Source organism: Spongiibacter nanhainus, from assembly GCF_016132545.1.
Classification (GTDB): Bacteria; Pseudomonadota; Gammaproteobacteria; order Pseudomonadales; family Spongiibacteraceae; genus Spongiibacter; species Spongiibacter nanhainus.
Genome location: NZ_CP066167.1, coordinates 704,225 through 723,717 on the forward strand (window position 1 = coordinate 704,225; position 19,493 = coordinate 723,717).

Below are 19,493 nucleotides of genomic sequence, written 5' to 3' on the forward strand. Positions count from 1 at the left end.
ACCGAGATTAATAGGAGAGTTCTATGAAACCGTTTAAATTAATGATTGCCTCCGTGTTTCTCATGTTGCTGGCAGTATCGTCTGTCAGTCATGCCCAAACCGGTGAGACGAAAACCATTCCACCACTGGATAACGACGCCCTGGAGCAATGGGGTGGCGAGGAAGGCATCCGCAACTGGGTAGAGAGTCTGTTCTACTACATTATGCTGGATAACCGCATCAATCACGTGTTCCGCGAGTTCGGCAACATTGAGCGGCAAATCTTCCTCAATACCCAGCTGGAGCAGTTGGTGTTGGGTGGTGACGTGGAGTACCAAGGTGCCAGCATGGCAGCGGCTCACGCCGATCTGGGCATTACCTTGACCCAGTTTAATGCGGTGGTCGAGGCGGCCTATAACGCTTGCGAGCGGGTGAATGTGACCTATGAGGCCTGCAACCAGCTCATCGCTGCGCTGGCACCCTACGAGCGTGTCATTGTAACCCGTTAATCGAGTTTAATCGTTTACTAAGTGAGGAAGTATGTCTTTCTTAGCAGGTATTGTGGGACGGGAGAGTAAAAGGGTGGCAGGAGCCGCCCTTGTTTCTCGAGACTCTATTGGTGAGAGCGCCAAGGGGGTGTTGACAATTGTCGGTGCGGTAATGGTGGTCTTATCTATCGTTATCATGTTTCCTCGGGCTGAATCATTTGAGCTCTATAAGACCTTTCAAACCCCCGAAGTTTTCTTGAATGAAGTATTTAGTAATGCCCCACCCAGCCCCCAAGTTTTAAATCTAAGCAGTAGTGATCAATCGGAGATTCAAAAAGTGTTCGGACGATCTTTCCCGCAACAGCGAGTGAGATATTGGACCGACGGAGATCGAACGGTGTGGATTTTTGACGACATCGGCAAAGAAGGTTATGTGCCGACGACATGTGGTTTTGTCATTAAAGATGAGGCTGTGGCAGCGGCGAAGGTGTTGATCTATCGCGAGTCCCGCGGTGAGCAGGTCGCTGAACCGTCTTTCCTGAATCAGTTGGCTGGTGCTAAAGCTGCAGGAAAAAAGCTCGATGTAGAGGTCGACAATATCACAGGTGCGACATTGTCCGTTCAAATGATGGAGCGCATGGCGCGCACCGCCCTGACGCTAGATGCGTTGACCAAAACATAACAGGCCTAAGTAAAAGCAGGGGATAATCATGTCTAACAATACAGTAAGGGCGATTGCTGATAGGCAGCCCTTATCGCAAACGGGAACAAAAAAATCTGAAGCTAATCCGGCTGTTTCGGCGAGCAGTACGGCGTCGCCTGTAACAGCCGATGGCGTTGCATCAGGTGTAGGGCGCGACCAGAAACAAGCGCCAAGGTCGCCGCGGCCCAAGGCTGGCAAAAAAAATATGTCGATGTTTTTGCGCCAGTGGCACCAACGCGGTGGACTATTTGCGTTTCTTTTCATGGGTTGGCTCGGTATCAGTGGATTTCTTCTTAATCAGAGCGCCTCGTGGGGGCTTGATGCTATTCGGGTCGGTTCACAAACCCTAATGGCCATGTATGGGCTGCATCCCGAAGTGCCTGACTCCGGCTACAAACAAGGAGAACATTGGCTGGCAACGACCACTGAAAATACCGTGGTGGACGGTCATGTGTTGAACGCCCACATCCCATCGCCATTGGGTTTTGCGGCCGTGAATATCGATGGCAGTCAAACGCTGTTTGTTGCCACAAAAGATAAAGTCACAGTGTTGGATACTGATGGCCGTGTTATCGATGAACTCAGTGATTATTTGCTGCCTGTTGGCGCAGTCTCGGCCCTGGGAACTACCAGCAGTGGCGAGGACGGCGCCTCAACCATTGTGGTAAAGGGGGAGCGAAGCTACACCAGTCGGGACGGTATTGCCTGGGTCCCATTGCAGGATGATAGCGCTGTGTCGTGGTCCCAGCAGACGGCATTGAGTGAGGGAATTAAGTCACAGGTTGAGCCCTTTGCCAGGCCTACTGTGGCTTTGGAACAAGTCTTGATCGATTTGCACAGCGGGCGCCTTTTTGGTCGCGTTGGCCCGTGGGTTATCAATACAGTAGGTGTGATTTGCGTGTGGTTGTCCATAAGTGGTGTGTGGATGATGTGGCGTGCGAACAAGCGAAAAACCTCAGCACGTCGCCGTTGATTCAGCGACATCGATCAGTTCTATGGCATCAAAATTGCTCAAGTAAGAAACAAGATAGGAAAGGTAAGTGGCGAGTGAGTGGAGCTGGGGTGCAGCTGTAAAAGCAAAGGTTGCTTCGAAGAGTGTTCGGCTCTTAAGTTCCACTAACGCATTGATTATGCGGGCTCTTCTTTACAGAGGCGCGCCACTGAATGGTTGCTAACGCGAAAGCGACGTGTACTTTCGCCGGTAACTGCAATTACGGAGTTTACGTTGGAGGGCTCATAATGGAGCATCATCCACATAGATCCACAACAAGTTGCGCAGCGCTTGCGCCGCTCTCCCGTATTCAACAGATCCTACTTGTGATCTTGTTCACAGTTTTAAACACTGCTTCCTATGGAGAGGTACGTCACCCAATCAATGGCGATGCTGGGCCGGTATTTGAAGCGTCGCTTATCGTTGATGCAGATAGTGGTACTTTCTTAGAAGATGATAGTGATACTTCTTTGGAAGAGAAGGCCGAAGCGATTCTTTCTGAAATTAGTAGTGGACGAAAGTTACTAGGGGTCGATGGATACATACCGGTTCGGGTGTATACGTCCCATTCATTAGCAGAAATCTTATTGCGTAAAGTCAGCGTGGAACTACAGGGCCAAGCGGATAGTGGGGACGAATTAGCAGAATCACGAGAATATTGGTACAGCGCGCGGGAAAGTGCGGCGCTCAGCGCAGGCGGGTTACACGAGCTGGGAACCTGGTGGCTTAAGCCAGGGACGTATTCGGTCAAGAGCAAGCTTGTAGCCGAAGACGATCTGGAGGCCGCGAATGTACCTCGTATCAATGTATCCAAAGAGATTAGCCTCAATGTCGACGGTGAGCCGCTTTATATAGAGGTGTCGCTGGATAGGCAGTCGAGCTTGTTCGGCTTAAAAGAAAAGTCGCAACTCAAGGTGCTGTCGCGAGAGTCGACAGATCAGGAGTCGCATGCGGTGCTGGAGCGGCGAGTAAGATACCACGTTCTAAGCGGCAATGAACTTCTCGCGAGTCTACTCGGCAGGAACGAAGTCGATGTTGACGCAGGAAGAATTAGCATAACAGAAGAAGTTGTAACAACTGTAAGTACTAACGATGCTGGAAGCGAGGGAGAAACTCGGCAGGCGCCTGGCGTCGAAAACTGGTACAGGCAATACCGAAGTGCGATGGCAGAACTGGCGGATGGCCGTGAGCCTGCGGCTCTAAAAGGACTTGTCGAAATTGCCAGTGCTCCAGTTGAGGATATAGTGGATGATGTGGAATCTGCACGACTACTGCAGGACCGTATCAACGTTGAGCTGGGGTTTTACTTTCTAAAGACGGGGCGAAACCTCAGCGCCGCGCAGCATTTTCGAGTCGTACGCCGCTTTAGTCCCTACGCCAAGAAAGCACTTATCGGCTTGGGGTGGGCTTTGCTGCGGCCAACTGAACGCAGTATCGATGTCGAAGGTAAGCCCCAAGCGGACTACTTATGGTCGGGCTCGGATGAGTATGTGGCGTGGGCACGTCGCAACGCGCCCTATCGCAATGCCTGGGCGGTGGGTTCTGGAGAAAAACTGGCGGACCTACGCAATGCCTTGTCACCGTGGCTGGAACTGGTGGCGGGTAACACTTTGACAGCAGAGGTCCAGGAGGGTTTGCTGGTCATTCCCTATGCGCTAACCCATTTCGGTGCCTTGGATCGAGCTGAGGAGCGCTACCGCCGGGCTGATGACACGTTGTTGCAGGCCTCTCAACGCTTAAGCAATCTAAAAAGCGAAATACAGCAAGGCAAGCTTGTCGACGATCTGCTCGCATACTTTGCTCAGCAAGACAGTGGCTGGCGAGACTGTTTGTGTGGATTTGAGCGTGATGATGAGGAGGCACTGTCTTTAGTCATCGAAGCGCCTGCCGTTATGTTGGAGCTGGATGCACTTCGTCAATGGACAGTAGTACGGGAGGAGTTCCGGCGCTATCAGCAAAGTCTGAGTGAAGTACACAGTGATTCGATCAGCACGGGTAGTCGTGCGAGCCTATCCCATTTGCTGGCAAAGCTAGAAAGCCTAGAATCGCGTCTAACGGCGCGTATCGCCGAGCAATCCCAAGCGTTTAATGACGTAGCGGAAATGATAACCGCCGAGCATATTGAGCGCACAGAAGCCTATCTCGCCGAGTCACGATTTGCTCTAGCGCGACTTAATGAGCGCCGCAGGGAGCAGCTTCTGGGGTATAGCGAGCAGGGAGGTGAACGCTGATGCGCAGTCTTGGTAAGTGTCCCTCGTTCAGGTCTGGTTTGAGCAAGGCCTTCCTACACAGACCCCAGCCACCCGAGGCTACACCGATGGCTACACTCGTGGGAAAGGGAGTCAGGTTGAGTTCGCTGTCCCGCTGTTGTGCGGTGTTCGCTGCTCAGCTCTTGTTAGTCGCCTGTCAAAGTGGCGTTCGTAGCGATCTGCAGAGCCAGACCATTGGCGAGCTGATAGACAACAGTGGTCTGCGTCCCGAGCAGATGGGAATTTCCGTCGAAAAGTCCGCGACAGCCTCAGTGACTGTAGCCAAGGAAAACACCCAGGCTGCGCTGGAACGCTCCACTGACGATGCTATCGATCACTACGACAAGGTCGTCTCCGTTGAGGCTCAGCCAGCCGTACGTGCCGAGTCGCTACGACGTTCCGCGGATCTTCGCATCGAGCGAGCAGAGCAGCTACAGATCGATGGTGAAGGGGGAGTCAGCACACAACTGGATGCGGCCATAGAGGCTTATCAATCTTTGCTGGGGGACTACCGAGATTACACAAATCGTGCCCAGGTCTACTATCAACTTGCCCGCGCTTACGAGCTGTCGGGGGACCCGGAGCGCACCATTCACTACTTACTGGCGGCGTCAGAGGCGCCCTACAGCGGCGATATTGCCAGTGAGGCGCAATTCCGTGCCGCCGAACTACTCGTTCAGGCAAAACGATATCAGCGAGCAACAGAAGTCTATTCAGCCGTACTCTTAGACGAAAATACTGAGTACAGCGATATAGCCCTCTACAAGCGGGGCTGGAGTTTTTATCAGATGGCTGACTATCAAGCGGCATTGACCGATATGGGGGGGCTGTTTGAGCAGTTGTTAGCCAGCGAAACCACGACGGTAGCACTTCCTGATCTGGCATCTCTAAGCGCGGAAGAAGCGGTTTCCCCTATAGAGATAATCAAGGAAGAAAACAGAGAAATGGCAAGGGATGCGATGAGGCTGAGTGTCCTCAGCCTTGCTGCTGATACATCTCTGCTTCTGCAAGATAGCTTTACAACGCCCTCCGCACTCCGGTTTCGCGACGATATATACCACCAATTGGGTGACTACTTATTAGAAAAAGAGCGCTATACCGATGCGGCCGATGTCTATCGAGGCATGGTTACTGTCAAGGGGCCGAGTGTTGACTCCGCACCTTATATGGACAAAGCGATAGCGTCTCTGGAAGCTGGCGGCTTTGCTACCTTGGCTATTACCGCCAGAGAAGACTACATCGATCTGTTTGAGCCGTTGCTGGCGCCAGAGCAAGGGGGAGTCGGAGAGAGCGGTGCTACAGATGAAGTGGCAGAAAATTGGGTTCGCTATTGTCTCGACATAGCCGCTTGGCGCCACAAAGAAGCGAAGGAAACACCTGAAGCGGAAGCTGACAAGCGCGCGAGCCGTTTCCTGGTGGCTGCCCAGTGGCATGCGCGACTACTGGATAAGTTCCCAAGTCACGCTGAAGCCGCGCAAACGGCTGTGTATTACGGTGATGCCTTGTACAACGCCGGCGACCTGCAATCCGCTGCCCTAGCCTATGCTCGGGCGGGGTACCAATACCCGGACTTTGAGGGGGCTGCGGATGCCGCGCTGGCCTCGGTGAAAAGTTATCGAGCGCTCTTAGACCTGGACGATGCCACTAGTGATGCTGGGCTAACGTCATTTTTTGAGGCTAGCCAGCGCTTCGTTAACCACTATCCAGACCACAAAGACGCCACAAGTGTGCAGCTGGGGAGCCTTAATGTCCTGTACAGCCAAGAACAGTACGAGGCGCTTATTTCGGCTTCTGCCTCAGTGTTGAAGAACCCCGCCCTGTCAGAGGGCCAGCGCGCTGAGCTGCTCGCGATGGTCGCGGAATCGAATGTGACTTTGCAGCAGTACTCGGCGGCGGAGCAGGCCTTTTCCAAGCTACTGGCGCTGGAGTCTATAGCGGGTACGGCGCGTGCAGATCAGGTTCGCGAAAGGCAGGCCTTTGCAGTATACCGCTACGCTGAAACGTTGCGGGACAGTGGCCAAGCTCAGCAACGCACGATCGCTGCTGGCAAACTGCTAGAGGTTGTCGCCTTGTCCAGGGATGAGTCGATACGGGAGTCCGCTCTGTATGACGCTGCAGTGCTCCGCTATGAGCTGGAGCAATGGCGGGACAGTGCGGCCTTACTTGCCCGTTTTATGACGATGTTCCCATCCAGTGACCTAGTGCCGGACGCCAGAGGTTTGATCGCGTCTGCCTATGAAGAGGATGGAAATTACGTCGCGGCAGCGGAAGCCTATCGTCGAATTGCAATGCAGCAAAAGGTCGACCGGGAAATCCGTTTCAACGCCAGCCTAAAGGCGGCTGATCTCTATCGCCGCGACAACAATATAGCCAGTTTAATACTGACCTATGAAGAGCACCTGGAGCACTTCCCGGAACCTGTGGATCAGGCTCAGCGCATACGCTGGCAGCTCGTTGAGATTTTGGGTGAAGGTGGGGCGCTAGACGGTAAGGGGTATCGTCGGCAGCTGGAAAACATTGTAGCTGTAGATCAGCAAAACCCTGATTTGCCAGAGGACAGCCGATTGATCGCCGCCCAATCGAGCTTGGCATTGGCCCGTATTGATATCCAGCGAGCCCGGAAAATAGCCCTAAAACAGCCGCTGAAGGCCAGTCTGGCACGTCGTCGCGCTGCAATGGATGAGGCTATCGCTGCCCTTGATCGTGCCAGTCAGTATCAATTTGCATCAGTTAGCACCGCAGCCTCTCACGAGCTGGGTATGTTGTACCTAGATTTTGCCAAGGCCCTGCTGCAGTCCGATCGACCCTCCGGCTTAGAGAGCGATGTCCTCGCTGAATACAGTATGTTGCTCGAAGAACAGGCCTTTCCTTTTGAAGAAAAAGCGATAGCTGTGTTTGAAGAGAATCTGTCCCGCTTATACAGCGGTATCTGGAATACCGAACTGCGAAAAAGTCTGGCGGCGTTAACCCAGCTGGAACCCGCCCGTTATCGCAAGCAGCCTAAGCTGGAGGCCGTTTACGATGCGCTACGTTAATTTGTACTTGCTGCTGATAGCAGTCCTGATGATGACAGCTTGCGCCAGCCAGGGCGGCGGAGGAAGTGTTGCGACTACTTCCCGTACTTCTTCCGCGCTACCCCGGGTAAGTGTACAAGAACAGTACCAGCAGGCTTTGCAGCTGATGAAATCCGGCCGTAACAGCGAAGCTGAGGTGATCCTCACCAAATTGGTTAAGCGTCATCCCCGCTACACTGGACCGCTGACCAATCTCGGCATCATGGCCGCTAAAAATCGCCAATTCGAGTCGGCCAAACGTTATTTTTCTAAAGCGATAGCCGCTAAGCGCGACAACATTATTGCGCTGACCTGGATTGCTCAAGTCTGTGAAGAGCTAGGTGAACTACAGGCGGCGGAAATGTGGCTTAAACAGGCGATTGCGCGCAAGCCAGACCACGCTACGGCTTACCTGAATTTAGCCATTCTCTACGATACCGGTCTCAGTCAGCCAGCTGATGCGCTGGAGTATTACCGTCAGTATCTTGAGCTTAACGGTGACAGCGAGTTACCTGTCGCGGCTTGGGCCAGAGATCTGCAGGAAAAATTGGAGAGCCGCCGTGTTGCTACGGCGGATGCCCGATGACTCCGGGGTGGAAAAGCACAGTGGTATTGAGTGGTGGTTTTCACCGGGGCTGGCCACTAACAGTTAGCGCTCACTCAGCGGGTGATTATTTATGAAATTTACCAGTACAAGCCTAACGGCGCCGTTGTTGATCTTTAGTTTAACAGTGATGGCTGAGGGCACAGAGCCACCGGTAGAAGCAGAGCAAGCTATGACCAGTGCCGACGTGGGCACAAGAATATTTGGTGAGACAGAGCAGGCGACAGGTCTCTATCTAGTGCCCTGGGAAAATAGTCGGGCAAGCGATATTGACCGGCCACCCAGTTTACTGGATGCGCCGATGGTCGGACTTAACGTCGAAGAGTTCGAGCGATATGCGCAATGGGTAAAAGCGCGCAAGGCCTACCGGCTGTGGCGATTAAACAGAAACAATTGGTAATACGCTGCGCAGACGCGGGCTGCCGAAGCGACTTGCTGTAGTGACTCTTAGTTGGAGGAAACAACGTGGAATATGCATATTCAATTGTCGATTTTTTTGAGAAAGGGGGGCTGTTTATGTACCCCATTGCGGTGGTATTGGTGCTGACTCTCGCCATTGCCCTGGAACGTTTTCTGTTCTTGTGGAAGGCGACCCGGGAAAACAGTCGCTTTTGGTCGGATCTGTCAGCCCAACTCAAGGTCGGTAACTTTAGTGAGGCCGAGCAAATGACCGCGGGTTCGAAAGTGGCGGCAGCCCGGGTATTGAACGGTGGGTTTGAGCAGCGGCGAGTGGACCCCCGCCGCAGTGAACTCGAGCAAGCAGTGGAGGATGGTTTGCTGGAAATTCTACCGACCATTGAGCGCCGCACCCATTACCTTGCGACTTTTTCCAATGTAGCGACCTTGTTGGGCTTGCTGGGAACGGTACTGGGTTTGATCACCGCGTTTTCCGCGCTGGGCAGTGCCGATCCGGTTGAAAAAGCCAATATGCTATCCGCTGGTATCTCTGAAGCCATGAGCTGTACGGCCTTTGGTTTGATGGTCGCTATCCCCGCACTGCTGCTGCACTCCTGGTTGCAAAGTAAAACGATGACACTAATCGATTCCCTGGAAGCGGTCAGTGCTCGCTTTGTGCGCCTGGGCAGTGGTCAGACCATGGCGCTGGCGGCCTGATTGGTGACGGGCCAAAGTGCGTGTAGGCACGGGTAAATATCCTAGGGGGTGTGTATATGAGTAGCGGCGATGACGCTTTCCCGGTGGTCGGTTTTCCTGACACTGAAGATGACGCGTCCTCCAGGCGGAGCCGACGCCGAACGCGGCGTGATCAACGACGCAGCGCAATGCATCGCGGTACCCAGCTGAATATCGTGTCTCTGATTGATGTGTTCGCCGTGCTGGTTTTTTTCTTGTTGTCCGGCGCTTCGATAACCGCCGGGCGCTACCAGCAGCTGCCCGTTGCCATGCCTGCCACCGCTCAGGCGCAAAACACGGAACTGGAATCCGAGCCTTTGCTTCTTTCGGTGACGCTATTAGAAGACAGTGTTGTTGTCGCCGACCACAGTGGTGAATTGGCTCGCCTGCCCAGGACTGTTGAGCAGAGTGATTTACACCGATCCCTGAGCGATATGTTGGCGGGTATCAAAGCGGCAAATCCCGATGAGAGTCACGCGACTCTAAGAGTCGCCAGCGGCATCGCCTATGCCGATATTGTAAGTGTCATGGATATCATCAGCCGTTTCCCAGGGGAGACGAAGGCAATGTTCCCCGATATTTCACTGGGTGACGTTTTGGCTGGGGAGGTGATTCGCTAATGGCTGCAGCAAACCCCAAGCGTCAAAAGCGGGTCAATCGAATGCTGGCCCATACTGAAATCAATGTGGTGTCACTGATCGACATCTTCGCCATCTTGGTGTTTTACCTCTTGGTGAACGCACTGGTCGTGGTGGTGATACCCGAGTACGAGGAACTAAAGGTGCCTTTCTCGCAGGCGGAAGAGCGCGTAGAAGATAAGGTGGTCGTCGCCGTCAATCGCAGCCATATTTTTGTCAATGAAATACCTGTTATGCCCATACCAGAACCGACGGAGGCTGTGGAGGCGACTGGGTTCCGAGAGCTCACCACGGCTCTTGGCGCAGAGGATATCACCACGGGAAGTGGTGCGCTGGCAGCGACGACGGCGTCGCCCCGAGCGCTCAATGTCGTGGCCGATCAAGGTACCCCCTACCACCTCCTCAAGCGAGTGCTGGCGAGTTGTTCAGAGGCTGGCTATACCAAGGTTTCGCTAGCCCTGCGTGAAGCCGCGCAGGTGGACAAAGGAGGGGCGTGATGGCGGGGGAGCTGCAACTTGATACGGGGCAATTTGGCGGAGACCGATGGGGGTTGGCCAAGGAGGCGGACAAACGTTTCCGCCGATTGGTTTTGTCATTTTGTCTGCTACTTGTCGCCACGGCACTGTGGTCGCGTTTGTTGCCGCCATTGGTGTTGGAGCCAGAGGAACAAGAACCGATCGAGCGGGTTGTTCAGTTGTTGCTGGCGCCGCCGGTTCCCGAGGCCAAGCCACAGGTGGAGCCGGAGTTGCCGGAAATCGTTGAAGAGCCACCTATCAGTCAGGTGCCGGACGAGGAAATCGCGGCGATAGCACCGCCACCCGTCATTGAAAACAAAGTTGCTGAAAAAGCGACACCACAGCCACGCAATGAGCCCAAGCCACTTGCTCCGCCGCCCAAGAGTGCCCGAGAGCAAGCCAGAGACGCCGGGCTGTTAGCCATGCAGCAGGACTTACAGTCCCTCCGCAATGCCGATAGTCACATGCGGTCTGCCAGTGGCCAACTGCGGGACGATGCCGATATCGCTCGGCGAGGGCTGCAGGGGCCAGACATCGATGATGCCGTCCGTGCTGATGCAGTGCGGCGTAGCGCCGGTAGTCAGCAGTTCAAGGCGGAGCGCGTTGCCGGCCCGGTATCAGATGCCCAGCTGGCCTCCCATGTGGCTGATTCTAATATTCAGCGGGAGCTTCCAAGTACCGTTGCGTCGTCGAGGCCGTCCGCCGCTGCGTCGGGCCGGTCGGGGCGAAGCTTAGAGGAAATACAACTGGCATTTGACCGCAATAAGAGCGCTTTCTCTGCGATTTTTAGTCGGGCTGCACGTACCGATGGCAGTATCGACTCCGGCGCAATCGTGGTGAGTTTAACGATTTCACCCAGTGGCGACGTTGTTGATTGCCGCTTGGTGTCGTCTAGCTTTCAAAACCCAAGCTTGCATCAACGCATCCTTGCTCGCGTGAAGATGCTGCGATTTGAACCTAAAAATGTACCGCAATTTACCTACCCCAGTTATCCCATCAATTATGTGCGTTCATAGTGCCCGCGATTTCCACCAAGTAGTCGCGGTAGCCGTGAGCAAAGATAACAGTGGCGTGAACTTAGGGGTGTTGTTACCGGAGGAACCATGAAAAAAACGTTTACTGGCTACACTCATGCGCTAGGAAGAAGCGTAGTCATCGGTATGTTGTCGAGCTCGGCACTGGCGGGAGAAGTCACCATTGACGGCTATTCGTTTAAACCGGAAAAAATAACCGTGCAGGCCGGTGAAACGGTCACCTGGACCAGTGATGCCTCTTCACGCCATACCGTAGTTGTTGAGGATAAAGAAAGCCGGCGATTACAGCGTGGCTCCACCTTTAGTCATACCTTTACATCGCCGGGGGAATATCCCTATCGATGTGGCGTTCATCGCTCAATGAAAGGTGTTGTGGTGGTAGAGGGAGAGCCCAAGGTGTCTGCTGCTGTACAGGGGGCTGTTTCGACGGTATCTACATCGGTGTCTGTATCGGCCCGGCCGACGCATGCGATGAAGTCGGGCGCGCCCAACATGGCTGACAGTGATGAGGCCAAAATCATGATTGTGGATTTTATGCGTTTCGAACCTACTGAAATTACGGTGGAGGCGGGTACGACGGTTGTGTTTGAGAACCACGATGGCTCTAACCATATTATTTTGTTCGACGATAAGGTGAAGAGCCAGCGCTTGCGTCACGATGCCGCTTACTCACGTACCTTTGATCAACCTGGGGACTACCCTTTTATCTGCGCAATACACGGCAAGCGCATGTCGGGGACGGTACACGTAACGCCCTGATTTTGTAGAACCTGCAACTGCTTAGTGCCCGCCACAATTTTACTCTTGCCCGGTTAATCCTGTTCCCGTGCCTTGGCCCATTCCCCAGATGGGCCCTTTTTTCTAGCTATAAATCTGCCCTTAATTCCTAGTCTTCAACCTCACTGCCGCTCATGGCCATAAGGCTGTTGGCGTCGTGCTATTGCGCCGCTTAAATCTGTGGTCGCCATTCCGCTGGCAGGTTCGTGGTTTATCGGGATGCGCACCGTTGGTGCAAAAGTGGTTCGCGGCAACCTTATTTGGCGGCTTTATTGTTGTGCGAAAAAAAGACCGATGCCTTTTTGTGGGTCGATAGGCGGTGAATATATGCTGTGCAAAAATTAACCTAATTGAGAAAATTTGAATAAAAATATTTTTATTATTCTCTTTTGCGTTAGTAACTTGGCGAATTCCCCATTTTGGTGCGATCTGGGTTGGCATAACCTTTGCCATTGTGGTCGTCTATGGTGCATTTTCGACAACATCTACGCCAAAGCCAAAGACCCTTTACCCCGGTATTGCCGGGGCGCTTTTTGGGTTAACAACTCGGATTTACCGAGGTACTCGAGGCGCCATCGATCCGTCGAACAACAGAGGTTTAATACGTGAGAAAAGGCATTCTTAACAACACAAAGGCGACTGTCGTGATCGCCACCCTCATCGCTGGCTATGCGCAAGCCGATACCATCGGTGATGCTGTTAAATCGGGAACAGCGTACGGGGATTTTCGTCTGCGCTACGAGTCTGTGGACCAGGACAATGCTGTCGATGATGCGACAGCGCTGACATTGCGGACAAAGCTGGGGTACACCACCGCGGCAGTGAGTGGCTTCTCAGCGACACTGGAGCTTGAAGATAATCGCATTGTTGCCGGTGAAGGCGACTACACAGTAGGGCCAGCCGGCTACAAACCCGGGGAGTACTCGGTGATTGCCGACCCAGAGACCACGGAGCTGGATCAGGCTTTTGTGCAGTACAAGGGCGATATGTTTACCGCCAAACTGGGTCGTCAGGTATTGACCTACGACGGCCACCGTTTTGTCGGACACGTGGGCTGGCGCCAGGACAAGCAAACCTTCGATGGTCTGTCTTTCAGCATATCCCCCAGCAAGGATTTGACCGTCAACTACGCCTATATTACCCAGCGCAACCGCATTTTTGCCGAGGCAGCGGATGAAGAGGTCAAGGACCATTTGCTCAATGTGTCCTATACCACGCCGGTGGGCAAATTGGTGGCTTACTCCTACCGCCTCAAAAACGATTACGGCAACGATGCCACTATGGATACCTCCGGGGTGAGTTTTACCGGTGCGGCTGGTGACGACCTCAAAGTTTTGTATAGTGCCGAAATAGCGACCCAGAGCGCTGAGCCCAACAACACCGAATTTGATGCCGATTACCACAAGCTAGAGGGCGGTGTGAGTGCTTCGGGCATTACCGCAAAGTTGGGCTATGAAGTGCTGGGCTCAGATGACGGCAACTACGGTTTCCTGACGCCATTGGCAACACTTCATAAGTTTAATGGCTGGGCCGATACCTTCATCTTTACGCCAGCGGGCGGGCTGGTAGACACCTATATCTCTGTGGCCGGTGGCCTTGCTGGAGGAAAGTGGATGGTGGTTTATCACGATTTCAGCGCTGACGACGACAGTAGCGGTGTCGATAACTATGGCGATGAGATTAACGCCGTGTATAGCAAGAAGTTTGGCAAGTACTACAATGCCGGCATCAAATACGCCTCATACTCCGCCGACGAGTTTGGTGTGGATACCGACAAACTTTGGGTGTGGGTGGGTATGAGTTTTTAATGCCAGGAGTGCCCAGCGCTAGGGTTAGATAGCGCGTAGTGCTTGCGCCCCAGCGGTGCTAACATGCCACGCAGTTTTAACTGCGTGGCATGTTTGTTTATGCACATTCATATTCTGGGTATTTGCGGCACATTTATGGGGGGCTTGGCGATGCTGGCCCGGGAGCTGGGCCACACCGTGACCGGCTCTGACGCCAATGTTTACCCACCAATGAGTACTCAGCTGGAGGCTCAGGGCATTACTCTCATGGAGGGCTATGAGCCCGCTCACCTCGACCCTGCGCCAGACATGGTGGTGGTGGGCAATGCCATGTCCCGTGGCAACCCGGCTGTTGAGTACCTGTTGGATAGAGGCTTGCCCTATACTTCCGGGCCCCAGTGGTTAAGCGACCACGTATTGCAAGGGCGATGGGTGCTGGCCTGTAGCGGCACCCACGGCAAGACCACCACTAGCAGTATGTTGGCTTGGATTCTTGAGGACTGCGGCTATCACCCCGGCTTTTTGATTGGCGGGGTACCTGCCGACTTTGGCATATCGGCCCGGCTCGGCGAGTCGGATTTTTTTGTCATCGAGGCCGATGAGTACGACAGCGCTTTCTTCGACAAACGCTCAAAATTTGTCCACTACCGGCCGCGTACCCTGATTATCAACAATCTTGAATTTGATCACGCCGATATTTTTGACGACCTGGCGGCGATTCAGCGCCAATTCCACCACGTCGTTCGCACCGTTCCCGGCACCGGTCGTATTCTCTATCCCGCCAACACTCCCGCAATAGAAGAGGTGCTGGCAATGGGCTGTTGGAGCGAGTGCGAATCGCTGGGGGTGGAAGGGGATTGGCAGGTGCGCTCGCTCCAAGACGACGGCTCCCGCTTTGCTGTGTTGTTGGCCGGGCGTGAGCAGGGAATTGTGGAGTGGCAACACACCGGTGCTCATAATCAGCAAAATGCCATTGCCGCGCTGGCTGCAGCCCGGCATGTTGGAGTGTCGCCGGCTGACGGTATTGCTGCGCTGTCGCGCTTTCAAGGTGTGAAGCGGCGCATGGAGTTGTTGGACACCATTGGTGGTGTGGCAGTGTATGACGATTTCGCCCACCATCCCACCGCCATTGAGACGACTCTGCAGGGCCTGCGGGGGCGTGTTAATAGTGGGCGGATTGTGGCGCTGATTGAACCGCGCTCCAACACCATGCGTATGGGGGTGTATAAAGATCGGCTGGCACCCGCCACAGCCTGTGCCGACCAAGTGATCTGGTATCAGCCGCCGGGTTTGGACTGGTCGTTGGAATCAGTGATCGCCGCCAGCCCGGTGCCCGTGGAACTGAGTCATGATCTCGCGGCCACGGTGGCTGATTTGGCGACTTCCCTGCAAACTGGTGATCACCTGGTGATCATGAGCAATGGCGGTTTTGGCGGCGTTCATCAGCAGATTCTCAGCGCGCTGCGTCAGCGCAATACACAATAAACACATAAAATGGTGGAGTCGGTGGGAGACGCCAGAGTGGTGACAACACAGAAGCCGGTAACCTTGGCCATGACCGGGGCATCCGGCGCTCAGTATGGCTTACGCTTATTAGAGTGCCTGTTACAGGCCGGTTGCCCGGTACACTTTATGATCTCTAAAGCCGCACTGCTGGTAGTGGCCACCGAGACAGAGCTGACTTTGCCCCCAAAGCCCGCCGCGCTGCAACAGATGCTGTGTGAACGCTTCGACTGTGCCGAGGGTCAGCTCCAGGTCCACGGCGCTGAAGACTGGATGGCGCCGGTAGCCTCGGGGAGTGGTGCGCCAACCTCCATGGTGGTGTGCCCGGCCAGCACCGGAACGCTGTCTGCCATTGCCTGCGGCGCCAGTAATAACCTGATAGAGCGGGCGGCGGATGTGGTGCTAAAGGAGCGTCGCCAGTTGATTCTGGTGACCCGGGAAATGCCTTTGTCCACTATTCACCTTCAGCATATGTTGAGTCTTAGTCAAATGGGCGCCACCATCATGCCCGCGTCGCCCGGTTTTTATCGCCAGCCCCAGTCAGTGGAGGATCTGGTGGATTTTGTGGTGGCGCGGGTGCTGGATCACTTGGGTATAGATCAACAATTGGTGCCGCGCTGGGGAGAAGAGCGGGGCTGAATACCTAGCCCGTCCCACATCTGGGCTGGCATATACACCGACATAACGTAATTACTCCAAAACGCGATGGATTCGCTAACTCTATTGCGCTAACTAAAGGATCTGTCATGAGCTCACGGCTGGCTTCGCTCTACCAAACTCTGATTCTGAAACCGGCACCCTGGGTGCTGGTGATCCTGCTGGCACTCATTGCCTGGCTGGGCAGCCATATTCCGCAAATGAAACTGGATGCCTCCTCAGAAGCGCTGGTGCTGGAGGGGGACAAGTCCCTGGAGTATTTTCGCGAGATCAGTAAACGCTACCAAACTGAGGATTATTTGGTGGTGACCTTCCAGCCCGAGGGCGACCTGTTCGCCCCCGCCCAACTTGAGACCCTGGAGAAGTTGCGGGATCGATTGGCGACCCTGCCCAACGTGTCCAAGGTCACCAGTATTCTCGATGTGCCGCTACTGCAGAGTCCGCCGGTATCTCTCACCGATGTCACCTCCGGCAATATCCCCACGATTGAAGGAGGCGGCGCCAATATCGACATGGCCCGTGAAGAGTTTTCCAATAGCCCCATTTATCGCTCACTACTCACTAGCCCAGATGGCAGCACTACTGCTTTACAGGTCAACCTAAAACGGGATACCCACTACTTTGATTTGTTAAACAAGCGGGACGCGTTGCGAGAAGCGGCAAAGCAAGAAGACTTTGATCGCCACCAGGAACTGGCCGCTGCTGAGAAAGCCTTTGACGACTACACCGTGGAAGTCCACGAGCGCCAGGAAGTATTGGTGGCTGAGGCCCGGGCGATTCTCGATGACTTCAGAGATGACGCCAAGTTGTTTCTGGGCGGTGTACCGATGATCGCCGTCGATATGATCGACTTTGTAAAAAGCGATTTGAAAAACTTTGGCGCTGGCATTCTCGGTTTTATTGTGGCGCTGTTGGTGGTGATTTTCCGCAGCCTGCGCTGGGTGTTGATACCCTTGCTGAACTGCCTGCTTACAGTGGTACTGATGCTGGGGCTGTTGGCGTTCCTGGACTGGCGGCTGACAGTGATTTCTGCCAACTTTGTCGCGTTACTGCTGATAATCTCGCTGGCCATCAATATTCACTTGGTGGTGCGCTATCGGGAAATTTCTGCTACCCAGCCCCAGTGGAACCAGTTTGAGCGGGTTGCCGAAACCGTGAGGGTAATGGCCCGCCCCTGTATTTACACTGCGTTGACTACCTTGGTGGCCTTTGCCTCACTGGTTGTAAGCGGAATCCGCCCGGTAATCGATTTTGGCTGGATGATGACCATCGGCGTGGTGGTGGCTTTGCTACTGAGCTTCCTGGTTTTGCCCTGCGTGCTGATGTTGCTCAAACCCCGCCAGGAGAAAGGTGGCGCCGAGGGTGATAGCTCTTTTACCCACTACTTTGCCATTGTGACCGAACGGGCCGGAGGTGTGGTGGTGCTGGTGTCGGTGCTGTTGCTGGGCACCAGTGCCTGGGGTATCAGCCAGCTGAAAGTGGAAAACCGCTTCATTGATTACTTCCATGAAGACACTGAAATCTATCAGGGCATGGAGACCATCGACGCTGAGCTCGGCGGCACCATCGGCCTGGACGTTATCCTCGATCGCCCCAAGGTCGAACCGCAACTAGCCAGTGACCCGGCTGAGGACGAGTTTAGCGATGCCTTTGCCGAACCGGATGTGGCTGCAGCACCCGCCGAAGACGACTTCTCCTCCGCCTTTGATGAGCCGGCGGCGGATTTTGGCGACGATTTCGCTGACGATTTCAGCGATGATTTTGGGGATGACTTCGGGGATGATTTTGGCGGCAGCAGTTCCAGTACGGCGCAAAGCCAATGGTTTACCGTAGCGGGGATGCAGCGGGTGCAGGAGGTACACGACTACCTGGATAGCCTGCCGGAAACCGGCAAGGTGTTATCACTGGCCACCTTTTATGAACTGATGCAGATGGTCATGGGCAATGTTGACGATTTGCAGCTGGCATTGGCGCAACGTTCCCTGCCGGAGTCCATCAACCAGATTCTGCTCGACCCCTATTTGGCCCCCGAGGTCGATCAGGCTCGTATTAGCCTGCGGGTCAAGGAAACCAGCAAAGAACTGCAACGCAACGAGTTTCTAAAAGAAGTGCGGGCCCATTTAATCAATGAATTGGGTTTCCAGGAAGAGCAGGTCCATCTCACCGGCATGCTGGTGCTCTATAACAATATGCTACAGAGCTTGTTTACCTCTCAGATTTTGACCTTGAGTGCCGTGTTTGTGGCTATTCTGGCGATGTTTATGGTGCTGTTCCGCTCTCTGCGTTTGGCGTTAATTGCTCTGGCGCCCAACCTGCTGGCAGCGGGGATGGTTTTAGGGGGCATGGGGCTGGTGGGTATTCCACTGGATATGATGACCATCACCATCGCGGCGATTACGGTGGGTATTGGTGTCGACCATGCCATTCACTATGTTCATCGCTTTAAGGCGGAATTCCCAGACAGCGGCAATTACCTGGATACCATGTATCGCTGTCATGCCAGCATCGGCCGAGCCATGTACTACACCTCGGTCATTATCATTTTTGGTTTTTCGATTCTGGCCTTGTCCAACTTTACCCCCAGCATTTATTTCGGCTTGCTCACCGCCGGCGCAATGTTGGCGGCCCTGTTAGGCTCAATGATGTTGCTGCCCAAGTTGATTCTGATCATCAAGCCTCTTGGCCCGGAAACTCAATAAAGGCAGAGCACGCTAACCAGTATTGGAGTAAAAGCACGACGGCATGACAGATCAGCGTACCCGCTTAGAGGACAATCTCGACAATTACCCGCTGTTTCCCTTAGGTACTGTCCTGGTGCCCGGCGGGCGTATGGCCCTGCGAATATTTGAACGCCGTTACCTTGATCTGGTGCGGGACTGCATGCGCGAGGGCAGCAGTTTTGGTGTGGTCTGGCTGGAGGATGGTGGCAGTGAAGTTGCCAAACCCGGCGACGCACCGAGTCTGGCGGCAATCGGCACTGAGGCGATGATTGTCGACTGGGATCAAACCGACGACGGCTTGTTGAGTATTGTTATAGAAGGGCAGCGGCGGTTTTCACTATTGGCTTCCCGGCAGCTCGACAATGGGCTGAACGTTGGCGATATTCAGTGGCGGCCGTATGCCGGCGACTTGCCTCTAACTGACGCTAGCGAATCCTTGCTGGCTCTCCTGGAGCAATTAGGGGAGCACCCCCATGTCAAGCGCCTGGGTATGTCGATGTCGGCTTCCGGCATTGGCGATTTGGTATTTCGCCTCGCGCAGTTGCTTCCCCTGCCTCAAAAAGAGGTGTATGGCATGCTGCAGACCGAAGACCCCCGGCACCGCCTGGACATGCTTAACGACCTGGTGGAAATCCTCGCGTCGTAAACGTCTTGTAAGATCTAC

The 19,493-nt window shown here is 54.3% G+C and carries 17 protein-coding genes; all 17 read left to right on the forward strand.

Going from position 1 to position 19,493, the window contains the following annotated elements; translation table 11 throughout:
- Nucleotides 1-23 precede the first annotated feature (23 nt).
- Entirely contained in the window at nt 24-488 is a 465-nt protein-coding gene (locus I6N98_RS03145; protein ID WP_198570363.1) for a group I truncated hemoglobin, read from the forward strand.
- Nucleotides 489-519: 31 nt separating this feature from the next.
- A complete protein-coding gene (locus tag I6N98_RS03150) occupies nt 520-1,149 on the forward strand; it encodes an FMN-binding protein (RefSeq protein WP_232787444.1) in 630 nt (209 codons plus the stop codon).
- A gap of 226 nt (nt 1,150-1,375) precedes the next feature.
- Nucleotides 1,376-2,143: a PepSY domain-containing protein gene (locus I6N98_RS03155; RefSeq protein ID WP_198570364.1), complete on the forward strand. Its 768-nt coding sequence runs from the start codon at nt 1,376-1,378 to the stop codon at nt 2,141-2,143.
- 266 nt (nt 2,144-2,409) lie between these two features.
- On the forward strand, nt 2,410-4,392 hold the full coding sequence (locus I6N98_RS03160; RefSeq protein WP_198570365.1) for a hypothetical protein: 1,983 nt from the start codon (nt 2,410-2,412) through the stop codon (nt 4,390-4,392).
- Between the two features lie 86 nt (nt 4,393-4,478).
- A complete protein-coding gene (locus I6N98_RS03165; RefSeq protein ID WP_198570366.1) occupies nt 4,479-7,445 on the forward strand; it encodes a tetratricopeptide repeat protein in 2,967 nt (988 codons plus the stop codon).
- Nucleotides 7,432-8,049, forward strand: coding sequence for a tetratricopeptide repeat protein (locus tag I6N98_RS03170; protein WP_198570367.1), 618 nt, complete (start codon nt 7,432-7,434; stop codon nt 8,047-8,049). The genes I6N98_RS03165 and I6N98_RS03170 overlap by 14 nt, the downstream gene beginning before the upstream one ends.
- Before the next feature lie 91 nt (nt 8,050-8,140).
- Complete coding sequence (locus I6N98_RS03175) at nt 8,141-8,467, forward strand: hypothetical protein (RefSeq protein ID WP_198570368.1); 327 nt, start codon at nt 8,141-8,143, stop codon at nt 8,465-8,467.
- Nucleotides 8,468-8,532: 65 nt separating this feature from the next.
- Nucleotides 8,533-9,180 carry a MotA/TolQ/ExbB proton channel family protein gene (locus I6N98_RS03180; RefSeq protein ID WP_198570369.1) on the forward strand — a complete coding sequence of 216 codons (648 nt, stop codon included), beginning with the start codon at nt 8,533-8,535 and terminating at the stop codon, nt 9,178-9,180.
- A gap of 56 nt (nt 9,181-9,236) precedes the next feature.
- Nucleotides 9,237-9,818: an ExbD/TolR family protein gene (locus I6N98_RS03185; RefSeq protein ID WP_198570370.1), complete on the forward strand. Its 582-nt coding sequence runs from the start codon at nt 9,237-9,239 to the stop codon at nt 9,816-9,818.
- The gene (locus tag I6N98_RS03190) at nt 9,818-10,333 is read left to right on the forward strand and encodes a biopolymer transporter ExbD (protein WP_198570371.1); all 516 of its coding nucleotides are present in this window, start codon (nt 9,818-9,820) and stop codon (nt 10,331-10,333) included. The genes I6N98_RS03185 and I6N98_RS03190 overlap by 1 nt, the downstream gene beginning before the upstream one ends.
- The gene (locus I6N98_RS03195) at nt 10,333-11,367 is read left to right on the forward strand and encodes an AgmX/PglI C-terminal domain-containing protein (protein ID WP_198570372.1); all 1,035 of its coding nucleotides are present in this window, start codon (nt 10,333-10,335) and stop codon (nt 11,365-11,367) included. The genes I6N98_RS03190 and I6N98_RS03195 overlap by 1 nt, the downstream gene beginning before the upstream one ends.
- Before the next feature lie 87 nt (nt 11,368-11,454).
- Nucleotides 11,455-12,144, forward strand: coding sequence for a cupredoxin domain-containing protein (locus I6N98_RS03200; protein WP_198570373.1), 690 nt, complete (start codon nt 11,455-11,457; stop codon nt 12,142-12,144).
- A 662-nt stretch (nt 12,145-12,806) separates the two neighbouring features.
- Nucleotides 12,807-13,970 carry an alginate export family protein gene (locus I6N98_RS03205; RefSeq protein ID WP_198570374.1) on the forward strand — a complete coding sequence of 388 codons (1,164 nt, stop codon included), beginning with the start codon at nt 12,807-12,809 and terminating at the stop codon, nt 13,968-13,970.
- 99 nt (nt 13,971-14,069) lie between these two features.
- Entirely contained in the window at nt 14,070-15,434 is a 1,365-nt protein-coding gene (mpl, locus tag I6N98_RS03210) for a UDP-N-acetylmuramate:L-alanyl-gamma-D-glutamyl-meso-diaminopimelate ligase (protein ID WP_198571520.1), read from the forward strand.
- A gap of 69 nt (nt 15,435-15,503) precedes the next feature.
- Nucleotides 15,504-16,091: a flavin prenyltransferase UbiX gene (locus I6N98_RS03215; protein ID WP_273475628.1), complete on the forward strand. Its 588-nt coding sequence runs from the start codon at nt 15,504-15,506 to the stop codon at nt 16,089-16,091.
- A gap of 107 nt (nt 16,092-16,198) precedes the next feature.
- On the forward strand, nt 16,199-18,808 hold the full coding sequence (locus I6N98_RS03220; RefSeq protein WP_198570375.1) for an efflux RND transporter permease subunit: 2,610 nt from the start codon (nt 16,199-16,201) through the stop codon (nt 18,806-18,808).
- Nucleotides 18,809-18,851: 43 nt separating this feature from the next.
- On the forward strand, nt 18,852-19,475 hold the full coding sequence (locus I6N98_RS03225; protein ID WP_198570376.1) for an LON peptidase substrate-binding domain-containing protein: 624 nt from the start codon (nt 18,852-18,854) through the stop codon (nt 19,473-19,475).
- Nucleotides 19,476-19,493 lie beyond the last annotated feature (18 nt).